General features: G+C 72.1%; 19 protein-coding genes and 2 pseudogenes. 16 read left to right on the top strand and 5 right to left on the bottom strand.

The genetic code is table 11. The features are described from left to right. Positions 1-3: 3 nt before the first annotated feature. Both ABH928_RS30285 and ABH928_RS30280 read left to right on the top strand, forming a co-directional pair. A pseudogene (locus ABH928_RS30285) lies at positions 4-924 on the top strand (metal-dependent hydrolase); the annotation flags it as partial. A 369-nt stretch (positions 925-1293) separates the two neighbouring features. Further along, the gene (locus ABH928_RS30280; protein WP_370071845.1) at positions 1294-1869 is read left to right on the top strand and encodes a flavin reductase family protein; all 576 of its coding nucleotides are present in this window, start codon (positions 1294-1296) and stop codon (positions 1867-1869) included. Between the two features lie 22 nt (positions 1870-1891). Here ABH928_RS30280 and ABH928_RS30275 read toward each other — a convergent pair whose 3' ends face one another. Next, positions 1892-2827 (bottom strand): YbhN family protein, encoded by a 936-nt coding sequence (locus tag ABH928_RS30275; RefSeq protein WP_370071832.1) that lies wholly within the window; start codon positions 2825-2827, stop codon positions 1892-1894. A 192-nt stretch (positions 2828-3019) separates the two neighbouring features. On the opposite strand from ABH928_RS30275, the gene ABH928_RS30270 reads away from it, so the two are divergent. The 10 genes from ABH928_RS30270 to ABH928_RS30225 all read left to right on the top strand — a co-directional run bounded on the left by ABH928_RS30270 (position 3020) and on the right by ABH928_RS30225 (position 13781). Next, positions 3020-4375, top strand: a complete 1356-nt coding sequence (locus ABH928_RS30270) for a wax ester/triacylglycerol synthase family O-acyltransferase (protein WP_370071831.1) — start codon at positions 3020-3022, stop codon at positions 4373-4375. A gap of 66 nt (positions 4376-4441) precedes the next feature. After that, a complete protein-coding gene (locus ABH928_RS30265) occupies positions 4442-5230 on the top strand; it encodes a TetR/AcrR family transcriptional regulator (RefSeq protein ID WP_370071830.1) in 789 nt (262 codons plus the stop codon). Between the two features lie 71 nt (positions 5231-5301). After that, a complete protein-coding gene (locus ABH928_RS30260; RefSeq protein WP_370071829.1) occupies positions 5302-6300 on the top strand; it encodes a cation diffusion facilitator family transporter in 999 nt (332 codons plus the stop codon). A 202-nt stretch (positions 6301-6502) separates the two neighbouring features. Then, positions 6503-7240, top strand: coding sequence for a hypothetical protein (locus ABH928_RS30255; RefSeq protein ID WP_370071828.1), 738 nt, complete (start codon positions 6503-6505; stop codon positions 7238-7240). Between the two features lie 38 nt (positions 7241-7278). Then, positions 7279-7899, top strand: coding sequence for a copper chaperone PCu(A)C (locus ABH928_RS30250; protein ID WP_370071827.1), 621 nt, complete (start codon positions 7279-7281; stop codon positions 7897-7899). A 94-nt stretch (positions 7900-7993) separates the two neighbouring features. Further along, on the top strand, positions 7994-9814 hold the full coding sequence (locus ABH928_RS30245; RefSeq protein ID WP_370071826.1) for an ABC transporter ATP-binding protein: 1821 nt from the start codon (positions 7994-7996) through the stop codon (positions 9812-9814). A 118-nt stretch (positions 9815-9932) separates the two neighbouring features. Beyond that, the gene (locus ABH928_RS30240) at positions 9933-10895 is read left to right on the top strand and encodes a serine hydrolase (protein ID WP_370071825.1); all 963 of its coding nucleotides are present in this window, start codon (positions 9933-9935) and stop codon (positions 10893-10895) included. A 146-nt stretch (positions 10896-11041) separates the two neighbouring features. After that, positions 11042-11941: an SIS domain-containing protein gene (locus ABH928_RS30235; protein WP_370071824.1), complete on the top strand. Its 900-nt coding sequence runs from the start codon at positions 11042-11044 to the stop codon at positions 11939-11941. Positions 11942-11955: 14 nt separating this feature from the next. Further along, a complete protein-coding gene (locus ABH928_RS30230; protein WP_370071823.1) occupies positions 11956-12909 on the top strand; it encodes a 1-phosphofructokinase family hexose kinase in 954 nt (317 codons plus the stop codon). Beyond that, positions 12891-13781 carry a class II fructose-bisphosphate aldolase gene (locus ABH928_RS30225; protein ID WP_370071822.1) on the top strand — a complete coding sequence of 297 codons (891 nt, stop codon included), beginning with the start codon at positions 12891-12893 and terminating at the stop codon, positions 13779-13781. Before ABH928_RS30230 ends, ABH928_RS30225 begins: the two co-directional genes overlap by 19 nt. A 7-nt stretch (positions 13782-13788) precedes the next feature. Here the strand turns inward: ABH928_RS30225 and ABH928_RS30220 are convergent, their stop codons facing one another. Together ABH928_RS30220 and ABH928_RS30215 are read right to left on the bottom strand one after the other, a co-directional pair. Beyond that, positions 13789-14583: a DeoR/GlpR family DNA-binding transcription regulator gene (locus ABH928_RS30220; RefSeq protein WP_370071821.1), complete on the bottom strand. Its 795-nt coding sequence runs from the start codon at positions 14581-14583 to the stop codon at positions 13789-13791. Positions 14584-14628: 45 nt separating this feature from the next. After that, entirely contained in the window at positions 14629-15255 is a 627-nt protein-coding gene (locus ABH928_RS30215; RefSeq protein ID WP_370071820.1) for a TetR/AcrR family transcriptional regulator, read from the bottom strand. A gap of 88 nt (positions 15256-15343) precedes the next feature. On the opposite strand from ABH928_RS30215, the gene ABH928_RS30210 reads away from it, so the two are divergent. The 4 genes from ABH928_RS30210 (at position 15344) to ABH928_RS30195 (ending at position 20141) form a co-directional block, all read left to right on the top strand. Continuing rightward, on the top strand, positions 15344-16519 hold the full coding sequence (locus tag ABH928_RS30210) for an acyl-CoA dehydrogenase family protein (protein WP_370071819.1): 1176 nt from the start codon (positions 15344-15346) through the stop codon (positions 16517-16519). Positions 16520-16568: 49 nt separating this feature from the next. Further along, entirely contained in the window at positions 16569-17756 is a 1188-nt protein-coding gene (locus ABH928_RS30205) for an acetyl-CoA C-acyltransferase (protein ID WP_370071818.1), read from the top strand. A 61-nt stretch (positions 17757-17817) separates the two neighbouring features. Beyond that, positions 17818-18576, top strand: a complete 759-nt coding sequence (gene fabG, locus ABH928_RS30200; RefSeq protein WP_370071817.1) for a 3-oxoacyl-ACP reductase FabG — start codon at positions 17818-17820, stop codon at positions 18574-18576. Further along, positions 18573-20141 carry a long-chain fatty acid--CoA ligase gene (locus tag ABH928_RS30195; RefSeq protein WP_370071816.1) on the top strand — a complete coding sequence of 523 codons (1569 nt, stop codon included), beginning with the start codon at positions 18573-18575 and terminating at the stop codon, positions 20139-20141. The genes fabG and ABH928_RS30195 overlap by 4 nt, the downstream gene beginning before the upstream one ends. Here ABH928_RS30195 and ABH928_RS30190 read toward each other — a convergent pair. Both ABH928_RS30190 and ABH928_RS30185 read right to left on the bottom strand, forming a co-directional pair. Next, positions 20110-20448, bottom strand: a pseudogene (locus ABH928_RS30190) (ATP-binding protein); the annotation flags it as partial. The gene ABH928_RS30195 and the pseudogene ABH928_RS30190 overlap by 32 nt on opposite strands. Next, positions 20412-21140, bottom strand: coding sequence for a PAS domain-containing protein (locus ABH928_RS30185; protein ID WP_370071815.1), 729 nt, complete (start codon positions 21138-21140; stop codon positions 20412-20414). The gene ABH928_RS30185 and the pseudogene ABH928_RS30190, both read right to left, overlap by 37 nt. Positions 21141-21283: the final 143 nt, after the last annotated feature.

The following is a 21283-nucleotide window of genomic DNA, read 5'->3' as shown; positions in this document are numbered from 1 at the left end:
AGAATGAGAGGAGTCACCCCCGTGACCGAACTCGCCGTCAGCACCGAGCACGCGCCGCTGCAGGCGCGCCGAGTGACCTTCGACTGGACCGACACACCCCTCCACTGGGTCCCCGACGACCCGTTCTCCACCCACATGATCAACGTGCTGCACCTGCTGCTGCCCGCCGGCGAGAAGTGGTTCGTCGACGTCTACAAGCAGGCGCTGCCGCTGGTCCGCGACCCGCAGTTGCGTGCGGACATGATCGGGTTCATCGGGCAGGAGGCGGTGCACTCGCAGGCGCACTCCACCGTCCTGGACCATCTGGTCGCGCAGGGGCTCGACCCCTCCCCCTACACCGCGCAGATGGACTGGTTCTTCGAGCACCTGCTCGGCGACCACACCGCACCGCCGACGGCCACCGGGTGGTGGCTCAAGGAGCGGGTCGCGATCATCGCCGCCATCGAGCACTTCACCGCCGTGCTCGGCAAGTGGGTGCTGGACGCCCGGGGCTTCGAGCGGTACGGGGCCGACCCGGTGATGGTCGACCTGCTGCGCTGGCACGGCGCGGAGGAGGTCGAGCACCGCTCGGTGGCCTTCGACGTCTTCCAACATGTCGACGGCCGCTACCCGCGTCGGCTGCGGGCGATGACCACCGTCTTCCCGACCATGTTCTGGCTCTGGGTGCGCGGCGTGAAGTTCTTCATCGCCAACGACCCGGAGCTGACGCCTGCTCAGCGCAGGGTGCTGGAGCCGAAGATGAAGGACTGGGTGCGGGCCGCCAAGGCCGACCTGGTGCCCGCGCCGAAGCAGATCTTCTCCGCCGTCCCGCGCTACCTCAGCAGGCGCTACCACCCGACCCAGGAGGGCTCGACCGCCAAGGCGCTGGCCTACCTGGAGAGTTCGCCCGCCGCACGGGCCGCCGCCGCGCAGGCGGAGGCGGCGACGAAGCCGCTGCAGCTGGTGGTCGCCGACCGGCGCTCCCCGGCCGAGGGCGTGGCCGAGCTGCTGCTCACCTCCGCCGACGGCGCCGACCTACCTGCCTGGGAACCCGGCGCGCACCTGGACCTGCTGCTGCCGTCCGGTCTGGTGCGCCAGTACTCGCTCTGCGGCGACCCGGCCGACCTGAGCGGCTACCGGATCGGCGTCCGGCTCACCGAGGACACCCGGGGCGGCTCCCGCGAGGTGCACGAGAAGCTGCTCGCGGGCGCGTCCGTGGAGGCGCACCGCCCCCGCAACCGCTTCCCGCTCGGCGCGGGCGCGGGGCCGCGCTCCTTCGTGGCGGGCGGCATCGGCATCACCCCGATCCTGCCCATGGTGCGCGAGAGCGCGGCGCGCGGCAGCGACTGGCGGCTGCTCTACATCGGTCGGACCGCCGAGACCATGCCGTTCCTGGACGAGATCAAAGCGCTGCCCGAGGCGGACAAGCGGGTCACCGTCGTGACGACGGACACCGAGGGCCTGCCCGACCTGGCCGCCGCCCTGGAGTCGGCGCCACACGGCGCGGTGGTCCACGTCTGCGGGCCCGAGACGCTGATGGACGCCGTCGTCGACACCCTCACCGAACTGCGCCCCGGCGTCGAGGCCCGGCTGGAGCGGTTCCACCCGGCCGAGGACACCGCCCACGGCGACGCCGTCGAGGTCGAGCTGCGCCGCACCGGCGCCACGCTCACCGTCCCGGCGGACCGCAGCGTGCTCAGCGCCGTCCGCGACCGGCTGCCGGACGTCGCCTACAGCTGCGAGCAGGGCTTCTGCGGCACCTGCAAGGTTCAGGTGCTGGGCGGCACGCCGGAGCACCGGGACGCCCTGCTGAGCGTAGAAGAACGCGCGGAGTCGATGCTGATCTGCGTCTCCCGCAGCCAGGACGGCAAGCTGGTGCTGGACCTGTGAGACCGGACTGGCTGACGATCGATCAGATCGCCTCACGCCGCTGCAGCCAGAGGAAGGCCAGCCACCCCGGCAGCAGCGGCAACCAGAACGTGCACAGGCGGTAGACCAGGACCACCGGCACCCACGTGGCCGTGGGGGTGCCGGTGGTCACCCGCAGCGCGACGGCGAGCGCGGTGTCCACCGACCCGATGCCGCCCGGCACCGGCACCGCCGATCCGACGGTCGAGCCGATCAGCTGCGCGAGGGTGACCTCGGCGAAGCCGGGCCCCTGCCCGAAGGCACGGGCGCAGCAGTACAGGCAGACGGCGGCCATCAGCGTCACCGCCAGCTGGCCCAGGATGCCGACCGTCAGCTTGCCCGGCTGGTGCAGCAGTTGCCCGAACCGCGGCCCGGCCTCACGCAGCCGCGCCACCAGCCAGCGCCGCAGCCGCGGCACGCCGACCCCGCCGGCGACGACGGCCGCCAGCACCGCCCCGATCACCAGCAGCGTCGTCCCGGTCGGCAGCGAGGCGGCGTAGTCGGCGCCCACATACGCGCCGAAGCCAACGATCAGCAGCAGGTGCAGCACCAGCCCGGCGATCTGCCCCAGTGCCACGCTGGCAAGCGCCTGCGTCTGCGGGATGCCGGACCGGGCCAGGAACCGGGTGTTGACCGCCGCGCTGCCCAACCCGCTGGGCGTGGCCAGGTTGACGAAGAATCCCGACAGCTGCGCGAGCAGCGCTCCCCGGAACGACACCCGCTCCGGGACGAAGCCGACGACCGCGAACGTCGCCCCGACCGATCCGGCCGCCGACGCCAGCAGCGCCGGGGCCAGCCAGACGGCGTCGGCCCTGGCGAGCACCGGCAGCGGGTCGGCGTCGTGCCCAACGATCTGCAGCAGCACCACATACGCGACGACCGCACACAGCGCCAGCGTCACCAACCGCCGCAGCATCGGCCTGCGCGGGCGCCCCGACATGACCAGTCCGTTCCCGACAAGATCATCAGTCAAACATCGCCCCACCGTGCGGAGCCCTCGCGGAGCCCAAACTTCGCGAGCCTCTCACCTGGCCGCAACATGGGAGGGCGAGACTGATCAGGGAGATCGCCGGACAGCTCGCCGGAAACCACTGCCATCGCCGGACCGAATGCACCGGAAGGACAGGCACACATGGAGAACAGGCTCAGCCCGTTGGACGCGGCCTTCTGGAGCCTGGAATCCCCTGACGCACCGATGCACATCGGCGCGCTCGCCCACTTCGACGGCGCCGCCGACGCCAGTCCCCCCGACCTGGACGCCGTCGCCGCCGTGCTGGCCGAGCGTGCCCAGGCGATACCCCGACTCCGGCAGCGGGTGCGCACCCCCTGGAACCCGCTGGAAGGCCCGTACTGGGAGGAGCAGCCGGACTTCGACGCCGCCGCGCACATCGTCACCCACGCCCCCGCCGAGGACGACGAGGACCCCGACGGCGCTGTCGCCGGGCTGATGGCCGCGCCGGTGCCCCGGGAGGCGCCGCCGTGGGAGATGAACCTGCTCCCCGGTGGCGGTTCCGGTTTCTCGCTGCTGCTCAAGGTCCACCACGCCGCCGTCGACGGCCTGCGGGCGCTCGATGTGGGCGTCCGGCTGCTCGACCAGTTCGCCGGACGCGAGAAGCCCGACGCCACGACCAGGAGGCCCAACGGCCGGGAGCGGCACGCCGCCCCCACCGGGCCGCTGGCGCTGCGCGCCCTGCGTTCGATCCCCGTCGAAGCGAAGCGCACCCTCCGGGCCGCCGAGATCGCGAGCGACACGCTGCTCTCGGTCGCCGGAAGCGCCCCGCGCAGCCTGCTCCAGCCGGCCGCCCTGCTCCGCCCGTCGGCACTGATCCGTCCCTCGTCCGAGGCCCCCGGGCTGGCCCTGCCCTCCTACCCGCTCGACGACCTGCACCGGATCCGCAAGGCGCACGGCGGCACCGTCAACGACGTCGTCCTCGCCGTGCTCGCGGGCGCGCTGCGCGCCTTCGGCGACGAGAGCGGCCAGGGGAGCCGGAACGCCCGCGTGCTCGTCCCCGTCAGCCAGCGGGCGCGGCTCGGCGCGCCGGGCGGCGGCAACCGGCTCTCCGGCTACCTGCTCGACCTCCCGGTCACCGAGCCGGACCCGCGTCGGCGGCTGGAGCGGGTGCGCGCGGCGATGGACGCGCACAAGCAGCGCGGCCCCCGTCGCGGCCCGGGCGCGGTGGCGCTGCTGGCCGAGCTGCTGCCCGCCCCGGGGCACCGCCTCACCGCCCCGCTGCTGCGCCCGACCGCACCGCTGCTCTTCGACGCGCTGGTCACCAACGTGCCGATGCCGGACTTCCGGTTCACCCTGGACGGCCACACGCTGACCGGCCTGTACCCGCTGCCGCCGCTGGCCCGGGGGCAGGCGCTGGCGGTTGCCGTCAGCAGCTACCGGGGCCGACTCCATGTCGGCCTGCGCGGCCGCCTCGACACCACGGACCTGCACCGGGCGTTCGACGTCTCCCTCGCGGAACTCCTCGCGACCTGCTGAGTCGCCCCCTCGGCGAGCACCCCGTTCGCCCTCGAACGCCAGCCCCACCCAGCTAGGCTGACGCCCATGACCGCCGCATCAGGCGCCGCACCGGGGGCCGCACCCCGGCCGCGCCGCAGGCTCAGCGTCGAGCAGCGGCGCGAACAGCTGATCTCCGTCGCACTCGACTTCTTCGCGCACCACGCGCCCGAAGAGGTGTCGATCGACGACATCGCCGCCGCCGCAGGGACCTCCCGGCCGCTCGTCTACCACTACTTCCCCGGCAAGCAGGCCCTCTACGAGGAGGCGACCCGGCGGGCGGGCCGCGAGCTGGCGGGGCTGTTCGACGAGCCGCAGGCCGGACCGCTCTCGGAGCGGCTGCACCGGGTGATGGGCCGCTACCTCGACTTCGTCGACGCGCACGGGCCCGGCTTCGCCGCGATCATGCGCAGCGGCTCGGCCTCGTCGAGCCCCGGCACGGGCGCCGTCATCGACCAGGTCCGCCAGGCCGCGCTGGACGCGGTGCTGAGCCACCTCGCGCTGCCCGACCCGAGTCCGCGCGTCCGCCTGGCGGTGCGGTCCTGGATCGGCAACGCCGAGATCACCGCGCTCACCTGGCTCCAGGACGATACGCGCCAGTTCTCCCGCGCGGAGCTGCAGCTCGCCCTGGTGCAGGAGTTCGTGGCCCAACTGCTGGTCGTCCTGGTCCACGAGCCGGAGCTGGCCCCCGCGATGAGCGGCTGGCTCGGCGCGGAACAGCCGGACGGACCGGCCGGGCTGCTGCTCAGCCGCCTGCTCGGCCTGCTCGGCGACGGCCTGCTGGCCCCGGAGGCGCTCCGACTGGCGACGGGCAGCGCCGATACGACTGTCAGCTGAGACCAGATATGAATGATTGTTCATTCCTTCCGGTATAGTTCCCCGTGGAGACCACCGACCGAGGAGCCACTGTGAGCCACCCGCACGAGGCGCATGCGCATGACGCCCACGCGCACGACGGCCACAGCCACGGCGTGTCCGCCGACGCGGACCGGCGCTACCTGACCGGCGCGCTCGCGCTGATCGGCGCGTTCATGGCCGCCGAGGTCGTCGTCGGCCTGCTGGCGCACTCCCTGGCCCTGGTCTCGGACGCCGGGCATATGCTGACCGACGCCGCCTCAATCGTGCTGGCGCTGATCGCCATGCGGCTGGCCGCGCGCCCCGCCAAGGGCTCGCTGACCTTCGGCCTCAAGCGCGCCGAGATCCTCTCCGCCCAGGCCAACGGCATCACCCTGCTCGCGCTGTCCGTGATCTTCCTCTACCAGGCCGTGCGGCGACTGGTCAGTCCGCCCGCCGTCGAGGGCGGCGTGGTGCTGGCGACGGCCCTGGTCGGGATCGTAGTCAACGTCCTCGCGGCCTGGCTGATCTCCCGCGCCAACCGGTCCAGCCTCAATGTCGAGGGCGCCTACCAGCACATCCTCAACGACGCCTGGGCCTTCATCGCCACGGCCGTGGCCGGCCTGGTCGTGCTGCTCACCGGCTTCGACCGCGCCGACGCCCTGGCGACGCTGGTGGTGGCGGGCCTGATGCTCAAGGCGGGCTACGGCCTGGTCCGCGAGTCCGGCCGGATCTTCCTGGAGGCCGCCCCGGCAGGCCTGGCCCCGGACGCCGTCGGCGCGCGACTGGCCTCCCTGCCCGGCGTGGTCGAGGTGCACGACCTGCACATCTGGACCATCACCTCCGGCTACCCGGCGCTCTCCGCCCACATCCTGGTCCGCGACGACCTCGACTGCCACGCGGTCCGGCTCTCCATGGAGCACGAGCTGCGCGAGCACTATGCGATCGACCACACCACGCTCCAGGTCGACCACGCCTCCCCGGAGACGCTCCAGCTCTCCACGGATCAGCGCTCCACGGACGCCGCCCACTGCCGCGACCCGCACGGCACCGCGCACCGCGCCCACTCCTGATTTGCTTCCGCGTCGTTCACGTTCACAGTTGACGCACTGTTATCAACCTGTGATCTGTTTATTTCGGTCCTTGTCGGACATTCCCCAACCTCGGCCCTCCCCTCCGTGGGCAGACTTACGGAACGCTTAGCCACGCGCGCACTAACGTGACGGCGCGGGGACGCTACGCGCCCCCCATCAGCCGAGCAGCAACCGAGGACCGATGACCCAGAACAAGCCGTCGAACTCCGAGCGTCGCCGAATAGCTCAGGAGAAGATCGCCGCACAGCGCGCGGCCGAGGCTCGACGCCAGCGCACCGTCACCATCGCCATGTCAGTGGGCGGCGTCGTCCTGGTCGCCGGGCTCGTGGCGGGGGGCTTCTGGGCCTACGAGAGCGTCAGCAAGCAGAAGACCAAGCAGGACGCCGTGGCCGCGGCCACCGACCCCTCCATCGACAAGAGCGCGAACCTGCTCGCCTCCCCTGCCCACCAGGCGGACGGCGGCACCGTCGACGGCATCGTGCAGAGCAACTCGATGGAACAGACGGTCTACCACATCCACTCGCACCTGCAGGTCTTCGTCAACGGCAAGCAGATGACGATCCCCTACGGCCTCGGCATCGTCCCGCCGCTCAGCCTGCAGCAGGCCCAGGACGGCTCCGCGTTCGTCGACGGCGGCAAGGCGTTCTACTTCCTGCACACGCACGACGAGAGCGGCATCATCCACGTCGAGTCGCCCACCGAGCAGCAGTACAACCTGGGCAACTTCTTCGACGTCTGGGGCCAGACCCTCGACCGCGGCCAGATCGCCGGCGACAAGGGCACCATGACCGTGTTCGTCGACGGCAAGGTCTACACCGGCGACCCGCGCGCGATCCAGTTCAAGAACCTCGAGAAGATCCAGATCGACATCGGCACGGTCACCCCGTACAAGGACTGGACCTGGCCGTCGGGCTACTAGGCCGTCGCCCTACCAGCCACTAGCCGCCTGGGGACGCGATGAGCGACGAAGCCGCGGATGTCGAGCTCGAAGCCCTTGAGGCACAGGCCGCCGCGCTGGAGCAGGCGGCGGCCGGACGCGGCGGGCTGAGCGGCGCACGGCGCACGCTCCTGCTCCAGGGCCCGCTGGTCGCCGTGCTCGCGCTCGTCCTGCTGCTGTGGGGACGCTCGGCCCCCACGTCGAGCGCCGCGACGGCCGCGTCCAGCCCGCCGCGGCTGGGGTGCAGCTCCCCCTACCTCGCCCCGCCGACGAAGTCGACGGGCCCGGTGGACGCCTACCTGACCCTGCGCAACGGCGGCGGCACGGCGGACCGGCTGATCGACATCACCACGCCCTGGGCCGCCACGGCGCAACTGGTGGACGCCTCCGGGCACGTCCTGCCGTGGCTGACCGTCCCGGCCGACGGCTCGCTGACCCTGAGCCCCGGCGGCACCCACGTCGAGCTGACCGCGCTGCGGCGCACCCCGGCCCTGCACGACACCATCCAGCTCGACCTGACCTTCGCCACCTCCGGCACGGTCCACGTCTGGGCCCCCGTCGGCCCGGCCGACAGCCTGACCGTCGAGGACGTCATGCACGCCATGAAGTGGATGGACCGCCTCCCGCCCGCCAACCAGTAACCCGCGGCTGCGCCGCACGCCGATCCATCACAGTCGAATATTGCTGAGCCGAACTCACTATTAGCAATGGCAATAGTGAGCTATGCTCGATCCCATGAAACAGATCGGTCCCGACTGGACGCCCCCGCCCCGCGATCCGGGCGCGCAGCGGGCGCCGCGACAGCTCCGCCGGATACTCCGGCTGTTCCACCCGTACCGGATGCGACTGCTGGTGGTCGCCTTCCTGGTCGGCCTTTCCTCGCTGGTCTCGGTCGCCTCGCCGTTCCTGCTGCGGGCCGTGCTGGACGTGGCGATCCCCGAGCGGCGGACCGGGCTGCTGTCCGTGCTGGTCCTCGGCATGATCGCGGTCGCCGTGGCGAACTCCGTCTTCAACGTCTGGCAGACCTACATCTCCACCAGCGTCGGCCAGCAGGTCATGCACGACCTGCGCACCGCCGTCTACGCCCACCTGCAGCGGATGCCGCTGGCCTTCTTCACCCGCACCCGCACCGGCGAGGTGCAGTCGCGGATCGCCAACGACATCGGCGGCATGCAGGCGACCATCACCTCGACCGCGACCTCGCTGGTCTCCAACGCCACCACCGTGGTCGCCACCATCATCGCCATGGTCGCCCTGGACTGGCAGCTGACCATCGTCTCGCTGGCGCTGCTGCCGCTCTTCGTCTGGATCAGCCGACGGGTCGGCAACGAGCGCCGCCGGATCGCCAACGAGCGGCAGCGGCAGATGGCGTCGATCTCGTCGATCATGCAGGAGTCGCTCTCGGTCAGCGGCATCCTGCTCGGCCGGACCATGGGCCGCTCCCGGGCGCTGAGCGACGACTTCTCCCATCAGTCGTCCGCGCTCGCCGACCTCGAGGTGCGGGCCGACATGGCCGGGCGCTGGCGGCAGTCGACCATCCAGATCGTCATGGCCGCGATGCCCGCCGTCATCTACTGGGCGGCCGGGCTGACCGCCGGCCCGCACGGCACCGCCGTCTCGCTGGGCACGCTGGTCGCCTTCACCACGTTGCAGCAGAGCCTGTTCCGGCCGACCGTGCAGCTGCTGCAGACCGGCGTGGCCGTCCAGGTCTCGCTCGCGCTGTTCCAGCGCATCTTCGAGTACCTCGACCTGGTCCCCGACATCACCGAGAAGGACGACGCGGTCACGCCCGCCGGACGCGTCCGCGGCGAGATCCGGTTCGAGGGCGTCGGCTTCCGCTACGAGGACCGTCAGGCGCGGCCGACGCTGCAGGACATCGAGCTGACCGTGCCGCCGGGCGGCTCGCTCGCCGTCGTCGGCGAGACCGGCTCCGGCAAGACCTCGCTCAGCTACCTGGTTCCCCGGCTCTACGACGTGACCGAGGGCCGGGTCACCATCGACGGCGTCGACGTGCGCGACCTCAGCTTCGCGGCGCTGTCGGACGCGGTCGGCGTGGTCTCGCAGGAGACCTACCTCTTCCACGCCTCGGTCGCCGAGAACCTGCGCTTCGCCAAGCCCGACGCCACCGATGCGGAACTGCACGCGGCCGCCAGGGCCGCGCAGATCCACGACCACATCGCCTCGCTGCCCGACGGCTACGACACCCTGGTCGGCGAGCGCGGCTACCGCTTCTCCGGCGGCGAGAAGCAGCGCCTGGCGATCGCCCGGACGATTCTGCGCAACCCGCCCGTCCTGGTGCTCGACGAGGCGACCAGCGCGCTGGACACCCAGACCGAGCAGGCCGTGCAGCAGGCGCTCGACACCCTGTCCGCCGGTCGCACGACCGTCACCATCGCCCACCGCCTGTCCACCATCCACGACGCCGACCAGATCGTCGTCCTCGACGCCGGCCGGATCGTCGAACGCGGCACCCACGACGAGCTGATGACCCGCAGCGGCCACTACGCCGCCCTGATCTCCCGCGACAGCGGCCACGCCGTGGCGTCAGTTACCTGAATTTTGCTCACCGTTCGGAGCAACCGGGCCGACGTTCGGAAAGTCTGCACAGTCGACGATGTGTCAACTCGCACAATCGTCACAGGCAGCACCAACCAACGTCGGAAGGACCCACTCAGTGGTCTCACCTTTCAGGGCGCGCGTCCGTCGCGCGCTGGCGGTCGCCCTCGGCACGACCGCGGTGGCCGCGCTGGCCCCTCTGGGACTGGCCCAGCCCGCCGCAGCGGCGACCACGCCGATCTGCACCTCGGCGAAGCACCCGGCACTGGCCGCCAAGCTGTCGCGTGACATCGCGTCAGCCGTGCGCGGTCGCTACGACACCTATGCGCTCGACGTCTGGGACCAGAAGACGGGCGTCTCCTGCGCGCTCCACTCCACCTGGCACTTCGACTCCGCCAGCGTGGTCAAGGCGACCATCATGGGCGCCCTGCTCCGCCGGGCCGAGGACGAGCACCGCTACCTGGACTCGTTCGAGGTGAGCAACCTGCGCACCATGATCGAGAACTCCGACAACCAGGCGGCCACCAACCTGTGGGACAACCTCGGCATGGCCGAGCTGAACCACTTCCTGCGCCTGGTCGGCATGACCAGCACCCACCTCGGCCAGGGCGGCTACTGGGGCCTGACCCAGATCACCGCGCGCGACGAGATGAAGCTTCTCGACGCCTTCACCGACCGCACCGACGTGCTCTCTCCCGCCGGCAAGGCGTACGCGCTGGGCCTGATGGGCCACGTCGAGTCCGACCAGCGCTGGGGCACCCCGTACGGAACCCCGGCCGGTGTCGCCGCCCACAACAAGAACGGCTGGCTGCCGCGCGCCACGCTCGGCTGGCGGGTGCACAGCATCGGCGTCTTCACCAGCAAGACCAAGGACTACCGGATGGTCGTGCTGACGGACAACCAGTCGACCATGGACTACGGCATCACGACCATAGAGCGTGTCGCGCTCGCCGTGCACGACGACCTCGGTCGTTACAACGCACCACGCGCGCTTCCGCAGGAGGCCCCGCAGCTCACCCCGGCCGCTCCGAACAGCACAGCCGGCGACGGCTCCGCTCCGTACGGCACGGTCAAGCAGTAGGCACGCACACGCGACGCCCCGTCCGGCTTTGGCCGGACGGGGCGTTTCGCATTGCACATCGAGTCGCTATGCTCATCACTGCACATCTGGATGCCTATCTGAGCAAGAATGAGCAGACGGCATACGACACTCCTGGAGGACAGCCGGTGAGCTCTCAGACGTCGATCGAGATCGCCTCGCAGCCCGACTGCTGGCAGCGGGCGATCGACCTGCTGCCGCAGGTCTCCGGACTGCTGCCGCGACCGGGCGAGCGGGTGGCCGTGGTCGGCTGCGGCACCTCGTGGTTCATGGCCCAGTCCTACGCCGCCCTGCGCGAGGCGGCGGGCGAGGCGGGCGGCGAGACCGACGCCTTCGCCGCCTCCGAGGCGCCGCTCGGCACAGGGTTCTCGCGTCGCTACGACCGGGTCCTGGCCCTGTCCCGCTCCGGCACCACCACCGAGGTGCTGGCCCTGCTGGAGGCGCTGCGCGGCCAGGTGGCCACCACCGCGATCACCGCCGACCCGGCCACCCCGGTCGCCGACCTGGCCGACGACCTCGTGGTGCTGGACTGGGCCGACGAGCGCTCCGTCGTCCAGACCCGGTTCCCCACCTCGCAGATGGTGCTGCTCCGCGCGCACCTCGGCGAGGACGTGGCGCACCTCCCCGCGCAGGCGGCCGAGGCGGTGGACGAGCCGCTCGCCGACGCCGTGGTGACGGCGGAGCAGGTCAGCTTCCTCGGCCGCGGCTGGAGCTACGGCGTGGCCCGCGAGGCGGCCCTCAAGGTCCGCGAGACCGCCGCCTGGTGGACCGAGTCGTACCCCGCCATGGAGTACCGTCACGGCCCGATCAGCATCGCCCGCCCCGGCCGCGTGGTCTGGAGCCTCGGCCCGCTCCCCGAGGGCCTGGGGGACCAGATCCGGGACACCGGGGCACACCTGGTGACGCCGCGTCACGACCCGCTGGCCGAGCTGGTCAAGGTGCAGCGCCTCGGCGTCACCCTGGCCGACCGCCTGGGCCGCGACGTCGACAACCCGACGCACCTGACCCGCTCCGTCGTCCTGGCGTGATCGGCTGTGCTCACATGAACGGCAGTACGCGCATGATCCTCACCGTCACGCTCAACGCGGCCCTCGACGTCACCTACGTCGTGGACGCGCTGCGACCGGGCACGACCCACCGGGTCCGCTCGGTCGCGGAGCGGGCGGGCGGCAAGGGCGTCAACACCGCCCGGGTGCTCACCCACCTCGGCGAGAAGACCCTCGCGCTCGGCCTGGCCGGTGGCGCGACGGGTGCCGTGCTCCGCGCCGACCTGGACGCCTCGGGCATCCCACACCGGTTCACGCCGATCGCCGGACCGACCCGCCGCGCCGTGGCCGTGGTGTCCGGTGGAGACGTGACGGGCCTGTGGGAGCCCGGACCGGTCGTCGCCGACGAGGAGTGGCAGCGGTTCGTCCGCGACTACTTCACGCCCGCCCTGGACCGCGCGGGCGCGGTGGTCCTCTCCGGCAGTCTGCCGCCGGGCGTGCCCGGCGACGCCTATGCCCAGCTGGTCCGTCTTGCCGCCGAGGCCGGTGTGCCCGCGCTCGTGGACGCCGACGGCCCGGCGTTGCGGGCAGCGCTCGCCGCCGCTCCCGCGCTGGCCAAGCCGAACGTCGAGGAAGCCCGCCGTGCCCTCGGCTACGAGCACGAGCCACCCGCCGCGTCCGACCTCCCCGCCGCGCTCGTCGCCGCCGGTGCCCGCGCCGCCGTCGTGTCGGCCGGTGCCGACGGCCTGACGGCGTGTTGGAACGGCGAGCGCCTCCACGTCGCGCCGCCGCGCGCGGTCAGCGGCAACCCCACCGGCGCGGGTGACGCCGCCTCCGCCGCGCTGGCGCTCGCCCGTGACACCCCGCCCGCCGAGGCGCTCGCCGACGCCGTCGCGCTCTCGGCGGCAGCCGTCGCCGCTCCCCTCGCCGGGGACTTCGACGCCCGGCTCTACGCCCAACTCCGCCCTCCGATCGCTCCTGGAGCCCCGCCGTGCCCCTCGTCCCGCTGAGCCGGATCCTCGACGCCGGACCCGTCTTCGCCTTCAACGTGATCCAGATCGAGCACGCCGAGGCGATCCTGGCCGGTGCCGAGCAGGCCAAGGCGTCCGTCGTGCTGCAGATCAGCGAGAACGCCGTGGGCTACCACGGCGCGCTCGCACCCGTCGCCGCCGCCGCGCGCCTCGCGGCCGAGCGGAGCGGCGCCGAGGCCGCGCTCCACCTCGACCACGCCACCGACGAGCGCCTGGTCCGCGAGGCGGCTGACCACGGCTTCGGCTCGGTGATGTACGACGGCTCGACGCTGCCGTGGGCGGAGAACCTCCGCACCACCGCCGAGGTGACCGCCTGGTGCCACCAGAACGGGCTCTTCGTCGAGGCCGAACTCGGTGAGATAGGAGGCAAGGACGGCGCGCACGCCCCCGGCGTGCGGACCGATCCGGCGGAGGCGGCCGAGTTCGTCGCCCGCACCGGCGTGGACGCGCTCGCCGTCGCCGTCGGCAGCGAGCACGCCATGACCTCCCGGACCGCCCGCCTGGACCTGGAGCTGATCGGGCGTCTGCACGCCGCCGTCCCGGTGCCGCTGGTGCTGCACGGATCCTCCGGCGTCCCGGACGAGAGCCTGGTCGCCGCCGCTGCGGCCGGGATGCGGAAGATCAACGTCTCCACGCACCTCAACCGCCTCTTCACCGAGGCGGTCCGCGGCGCCCTCGCCGCCGATCCGAAGCTGGTCGACCCGCGCCGCTGGCTCGCCCCCGGACGTGACGCGGTCGCCGCCGAGGTCGCCCGGTTGCTCGGGTTGCTCGGTTCGCTCGGTTCGCTCGGGTCACCCGATTCACCCGGTTCGCTCGGGTCACCCGATTCGCTTGGGTCGCTGAATCACTGACCGAACGTCAGGCAGTGATCACCCGCACCCGAGCCTCGGCCAACGCGCTGCGCTCGGGCTCGGGCGGGGTCGCGTCGGTGACCACGGCGTCGATCTCGCGCAGCGGGCAGATGCTGGCGAAGGTGGCCTTGCCGAGCTTGCTGGCGTCCGCCAGCACCACGCCCTGCGAGGCCACCTGCAGGAAGGCGCGGTCGGTGTGCGCCTCCATCTCGTCATGGGTGGTGCAGCCCGCGTCGGCACTGAGGCCGTCGACGCCGATGAACGCGATGTCCAGTCGATACCGGGCCAGATGCTCGTCGGCGGCCGGTCCGACCAGCTCGTAACTGGCCGTGCGGGCCTGCCCGCCGATGACGACCAGCCGGATCTCCGGACGGACGATCAGATCCGCCGCGATGTTCACCGCGTTGGTGACCACGGTCAGCCTGCCGCCCTCCGCGCTCTTGCCGCCCTCCGCCGACCTGCTGCGCTCCGCCAGCAGCCGGGCCAGCTCGGTGACCGTGCTGCCGCCCGCCAGCCCGACCACCGCGCCGTCCGGTACCAACTCGGCTGCGGCCAGCGCGATCCGGTGCTTCTCGTCCTGCCGCGCCCCGGCCCGGTGCCGCAGCGGCAGCTCCAGGTTGACGCTGCCGGTCACCGCTCCGCCGTGGGTGCGGCGGAGCAGTCCCTGCTCGTCCAGCGCCTGCAGGTCGCGCCGGATGGTGGCCCCGGAGACGTCGAGGAGCTCGGCGAGCTCGTGCACGTCGGCACTGCCGGCCCGCGCGACATGGTCCAGGATCCGGGCGAAACGATCGGCCTTCAGCATGCCCGGATCCTAGTAGGCCCTGTCGTGCCCCGCCCGGCGCACTGGTCAGAGCCGCGCGAACCGGTCCTGCAGCCCGAGCAGCAGGGCCTCCAGCCCGAGCTCGAACGCGCCCTCGTCGACGGCACGCTGGCGCTCCGCCAGCAGGTGCGCCTGGTTCAGGTGCGGGTACTCCTCGGCGTCGTACAGCCCGGCGTCGTCCACGAAGCCGCCGGCGAACGATCCCAGCGCCGAGCCGAAGACCAGGTAGCGCATCAGCGCGCCGATCCGGGTCGCCTCGCCGCGCGGCCAGCCCGCGTCGACGAGCGCGCCGAAGACCGCGTCGGCGAGCTTCAGCGCATGCGGACGCCGTCCCGGTCCGTGCGCCAGTGCGGGCACCAGGTTCGGGTGTGCGACCAGCGCCGACCGGTAGGAGCGGGCCCACTCGCGCAGCGCGTCCGGCCACGGGTCGCGGCCGAGCATGTCCAGCTCCACCTCGCCGACCACCAGGTCCACGACCGCGTCGAGCAGGGCGTCCTTGGTCGGGAAGTGGTTGTAGAGCGACGGGCCGCTGACGCCGAGCTCGGCGGCGAGCTTGCGGGTGGAGAACGCGTCCAGGCCCTCCTCGTCGACGAGCCGCAGCGCGGTCACGACGATCCGCTCCCGGCTCAGCAGCGGGTTGCGCGGCCTGGCCATCCTGCTGGTTCTCCCTCGCTGAGGCGGTTCGGGCTTCCCTAAGAGTGCCCGATCGCGTTACAGTCCAAAAACTTGCAGCGCTAGTTTAATGGGAACGCAGGGAATCGCCGTGAACCTGGAGCTCACCGACGAGCAGGCCGCCGTACGCGAGCTGGCGGCCGACTTCGTCAACCGCGAGATCGTGCCGCACGCCGCCGCCTGGGACCGGGCCGAACAGGTCGACCAGGGCATCGTGAAGAAGCTGGGGGACCTCGGTTTCCTCGGCCTCACCATCCCCGAGGAGTACGGCGGCTCCGGCGGCGACCACCTGGCGTACGTGCTGGTCACCGAGGAGCTCGGCCGCGGCGACTCCTCCGTGCGCGGGCTGCTCTCGGTCTCGCTGGGCCTGGTCGCCAAGTCGGTCGACCACTGGGGCAGCGAGGAGCAGAAGCAGGAGTGGCTGCCGCGCCTCTGCTCGGGCGAGGCGCTGGGCTGCTTCGCCCTCACCGAGCCCGGCACCGGCTCCGACGCGGGCAACCTCACCACCCGGGCCGTCCGCGACGGCGATCACTGGGTCATCAACGGCGCCAAGATGTTCATCACCAACGGCACCTGGGCCGAGGTCGCCCTCGTCTTCGCCCGCACCGGCACCCCGGAGCAGGGCCACAAAGGCGTCAGCGCCTTCCTGGTCCCGACCGACACCCCGGGCCTGACCCGTACGACCGTCCACGGCAAGCTCGGCCTGCGCGGCCAGCCCACCGCCGAACTGGCCTTCGAGGACGTCCGGGTCCCCGCCGACGCCATGCTCGGCCCGGAGGGCAAGGGCTTCAACGTCGCCATGTCCGCGCTGGCCAAGGGCCGGATGTCGGTGGCGGCGGGCTGCGTCGGCATCATCCAGGCCTCCCTGGACGCCGCCGTCGCCTACGCCACCCAGCGCGAGCAGTTCGCCAAGCCGATCGCCGCCCACCAGCTGGTGCAGGAGATGCTCGCCGACATCAAGGTCGAGCTCGACGCGGCCCGGCTGCTGGTCTGGCGGGTGGCCGACCTGATCGAGCGCGGCCTGCCGTTCCAGACGGAGTCCTCGGTCGCCAAGCTCTACGCCTCCGAGGCGGCGGTCAAGGCCGCCAACACCGCCCTCCAGGTCTTCGGTGGATACGGTTTCATCGACGAGTACCCGGTGGGCAAGTACGTCCGCGACGCCCGCGTGATGACCCTCTACGAGGGCACCAGCCAGATCCAGAAGCTCCTCATCGGCCGCGCCCTCACCGGCGTCAACGCCTTCTGACTCTCCGTCAGCCGATACCCGCACCCATACAGCATTCAGGAGCCCGACGATGCGCCCTGTCTACTTCGCCGCCGCCAAGCGGACCCCGATCGGCCGACTGCGCGGGGTGCTCTCCGGCGTCCGGCCGGACGACCTGGCCGCGACCGCCGTCCGTGCAGTGCTGGACGCGGTCCCCGCCCTCGATCCGGCCCGGATCGACGACGTCTACTGGGGCGCGGCCAACCAGGCCGGAGAGGACAACCGCAACATCGCCCGCATGGCGGTGCTGCTGGCCGGCATCCCGGAGTCGGTCCCCGGAGCCACGCTCAACCGCCTCTGCGCGTCCGGCCTGGAGGCGGTCACCACGGCCGCCCGCGCCATCGCCGCGGGCGAGGCGGACATCGTGCTGGCGGGCGGCTCCGAGTCGATGAGCCGCGCCCCGTTCGTGCTCCCCCGCGCCGAGCAGGCCCTGCCGCACGGCCAGGAGATCTTCGACACCAAGCTCGGCTGGCGCATGACCAACCCGAGGATGAAGGAGCTGCACGGCGTCCTGTCGATGGGCGAGACGGCCGAGGAGGTCTCCCTCCGGTACAACGTCAGCCGCGAGGACCAGGATGCCTTCGCTCTGCGCAGCCACACCCTGGCCACCGCCGCCCGCGACGCGGGCCATTTCGACGCCGAGTTGGCCGAGGTCACGCTGGCGGACGGCACGATGGTCACCGCGGACGAGTCGATCCGCCCCGACACCAGCCTGACCAAGCTGGCCTCGCTCAAGCCTGTGTTCCGCGCGGGCGGGACGGTCACGGCGGGCAACGCCTCCCCGATGAACGACGGCGCGGCCGGTCTGCTGCTCTGCAGCGAGGAGGCGTTGACCGAGCTCGGGGTCGAGCCGCTGGGCCGCTACGTCATGGGCGCCAGCGCGGGCGTCCACCCCGACGTGATGGGCATCGGCCCGGTCCCGGCCGTGCAGCGGGTGCTGAAGCGCAGCGGACGCGGTTTGGAGTCCATCGAGACGGCCGAGTTCAACGAGGCGTTCGCCGCGCAGGCGTTGGCGTGCGTGCGCGAGCTGGGCGTCGACCCGGAGCTGGTCAACCCCCAGGGCGGCGCCATCGCCATCGGCCACCCGCTGGGCGCCTCCGGTGCCCGCATCCTGACCACCCTGCTCCACCGCATGTCCCGCACGGACGCCCACCACGGCCTGGCCACCATGTGCGTCGGCGTCGGCCAGGGCACCGCCGTGCTGGTCGACCGCGACTGAGCGCCGCCCCCTCACAGACTTTTCCTCCGGAACCGTAAGTAAGCGAAAGGGATCCCCACCCATGAACCGCTTCACCGACCGCGTCGCCGTCGTCACCGGCGCGGCCCAGGGCATCGGCGCCGCCACCGCGATGCGTCTCGCCGACGAGGGCGCGAGCGTGGCCGTCGTCGACCTGACCCCCGAGCGGGCGCAGCAGACGGTCGACACCATCACGGCCAAGGGCGGCACCGCCCGCGCCTACGGCTGCGACGTCGCCGACTACGACGCCGTCGAGGCGGTCTTCGCACAGGTCGTCGCCGACTTCGGGGCCGTCCACATCCTGGTCAACAACGCCGGGATCACCCGCGACAACCTCTTCTTCAAGATGCCGAAGACCGACTGGGACGCGGTGCTGACGGTCAATCTGACCAGCGCCTACAACTGCAGCCACGTGGCGCAGACGTACATGTGCGCGCAGAAGTACGGCAAGATCGTCTCGCTCTCCTCCCGCTCCGCGCTGGGCAACCGAGGCCAGGCCAACTACGCCGCCGCCAAGGCCGGGATCCAGGGCCTGACCGCCACGCTGGCCATCGAGTTGGGCCCGTTCAACATCAACGTCAACGCCGTCGCCCCCGGCTACATCGCCACCTCGATGACCGCCGCCACCGCCGAGCGGGTCGGCGCCTCCGCCGAGGAGCACCAGACGCTGGCCGCCGAGCGCACCCCGCTGCGCCGCGTCGGCCAGCCGGAGGACATCGCCTCCGTGGTCGCCTTCCTCGCCTCCGAGGACGCCTCCTACGTCAGCGGCCAGACCCTGTACGTCAACGGGGGCGCCCGGTGACCACCCTGTCGCTGGCCTCGGTACTGGCCGAGAACGCCCGGCGCAGGCCCGGCAAGCTCGCCCTGGTCGAGGGCGCGACCCGGCTCACCTTCGGCGAGTTGTGGCAGCAGTCGCTGGGCCAGGCCGCCGCACTGGTCCGCCTGGGCGTGCAGCCCGGCGACCGGGTGGCACTGATGGCTCCCAACGTGGCCGAGTTCTGCCGCGCGTACTACGCGATCCTCGCCGCGGGCGGCGTCGTGGTGCCGGTGCACCTGCTGCTGACGGCCGAGGAGGTCGCCTTCGTGCTGCGCGACTCGAGCGCGCGGCTGCTGATCGCCCACGCCGCCAACGCCGAGGTCGCCGCCGTCGCGGCGGCCGAGGCGGGCGTGCCGCTGGTCGGAGTCGGCCCTGAGGCGCCGATGGCGGGCGCGCTGGGCCGGTTGGAGGAGTTCGCCGCAACGGTCGACCCGCTGCCGCACTTCGTGGCGCGCGACGCCGAGGACCCGGCCGTCGTCTTCTACACCAGCGGCACCACCGGCAAGCCCAAGGGCGCGGTGCTCAGCCACCTCAACCTGGTGATGAACGCGACGACCAACGCCTTCGACGCCAACCACACCTCCCCGGACGACGTGGCGCTCGGCGCACTGCCGCTGTTCCACACCTTCGGCCAGACCGTGTCGATGAACTCGACCTGGCGGGCCGGGGCCGCCCTCGTACTGCTGCCGCGCTTCCATGCCGGACAGGCACTGGAACTGATGGTCCGTGAGGGCGTCACGCACTTCCACGGCGTGCCGCAGATGTACCTGGCGCTGTTGGAGGCGGCGAAGGCCGCACCGGAGCTGTCAGAACCCCAGTCACCGCAACCGCGGCTGCCCCGGCTGGACCTGTGCATCTCCGGCGGCGCGTCGCTTCCGGTCACCGTGCTGGAGCGGTTCAACGCGACCTTCGGCGTCAGCATCTGCGAGGGCTACGGCCTCTCCGAGACCTCGCCGACCGCGTCCGTCAACCACCCCGACCTGGGCACCCGGGCCGGGACGGTCGGCCACCCGGTCTGGGGCGTGGACGTGGAGATCGCCCGCGCCGAGCTGGACGACCGGATCGAGCTGCTGCCCGCCGGCGAGCTGGGCGAGGTCGTGGTGCGCGGGCACAACGTCTTCCTCGGCTACCTCGACAACCCCGAGGCCACCCGGCAGGCCCTGGTCGACGGCTGGTTCCGCACCGGCGACCTGGGCAGCAAGGACGCCGACGGCTTTCTCTCCATCGTGGACCGCAAGAAGGACGTGGTGATCCGCGGCGGCTTCAACGTCTACCCGCGCGAGGTGGAGGAGACGCTGCTGCGCCACCCGGCCGTGGCGGAGGCGGCGGTCATCGGTCTGCCCGACGACGTGCACGGCGAGGAGGTCTGCGCGGTCCTGGTCCTGGACCCGGCCGTCAGTCCCGCGCCGACGGCCGAGGAGATCGTCACCTGGTCCAAGGAGCACCTGGCCAAGCACAAGTACCCGCGCCGGGTCGAGTTCACCGACGCGTTCCCGCTCGGCCCCAGCCACAAGGTGCTCAAGCGGGAGCTGCGGAAGCAGTACCAGTAGCAGCAATGGCGGCAGCAGCAGTGCTGGTGGCAGCTGTCCCGGTAGGCAGGGCCTGCTCGGCCCAGATGGTCTTGCCCTGGGGTGAGTGCCGGGTGCCCCAGCGTGTCGAGCACTGGGCCACCAGCATCAGTCCGCGCCCGCCCTCCTCGAAGGAGCGGGCGCGGCGCAGATGCGGCACGGTGCCGCTGGCGTCGGAGACCTCGCAGGTCAGCGCCGTGTCGCGGATCAGTCGAAGCCGTACCGGCGGGCGGCCGTAGCGGATCGCGTTGGTCACCAGCTCGCTGACGACCAGTTCGGTGACGAAGGCGATCCCGGCGGGTAGCCGCCACGCGCGCCGACCCCCACCACCCCCGCGTCGGGTCCGTCCAGGTGCGGACCAACGCCCGCCTGCGCGGCGCGACGCAACAGCACGTCCCCCGTCGGTGGCCCCGCCGCCGGTTCGTCGCCGTGGAAGACGTCGTCGAGCAGGTCGACGCTGACGAAGTCGGCGAAGCCCGGGACGACGACGTCCGCCAGGTCCTGAGCGGTCCGGCTGACGTCCAGTGAGGTGCCGATCCGGGCTCCCGCCGCGTCGAGCAGCGCCTGCCGCCGACGCGCGAGGAACTGCTCGGAGAACTCGACGGCGGTGACCGCCACCGCGTCCAACTTCCCGTCCTCGTTCCGCACCGGCGTGTACGAGACGGCACAGGCGCGGGTCCGCGACTCACCGGGGCGAGGGGCGTAGGTCTCCAGCGTGATCGGCACCCCGGTCGCGGCGACCTCGCGGATCAGCCGCTCCGACTCGTCCAGCACCGAGCGGTGGATGTGCGGCAGCGGCAGCTCGGACGGCAGCCGTCCGCGCAGGTCCTGGTCCGTGAGGCCGGAGTCGGACCAGCCGCCGAGCTCGCTCATTTGCGCGTTGATCCGCAGCAGCCGCCCGGTGGCGTCGCACAGCATCCAGGGCACCGGTGACTGCTCGAAGGCGCGCTCGGCCAGCGAGCGGCGGGGCTCGTCGGGCATGTCTCGATCATCGGCCCGTGCTCTGCGCCGTGCCACTCCGGCAGGACCACTCCGGCAGGGTCACCCCGCCGCATCCACTCCACCGGAGTGGATGCCCTCCCTCTTTCAGCGTCCCCGGGATGCAGCGACGGCGATCCGGCCGC

The organism is Streptacidiphilus sp. MAP5-3 (genome assembly GCF_041262505.1).
Lineage (GTDB): Bacteria > Actinomycetota > Actinomycetes > Streptomycetales > Streptomycetaceae > Streptacidiphilus.
This window is presented reverse-complemented; position numbering and strand designations above follow the sequence as displayed.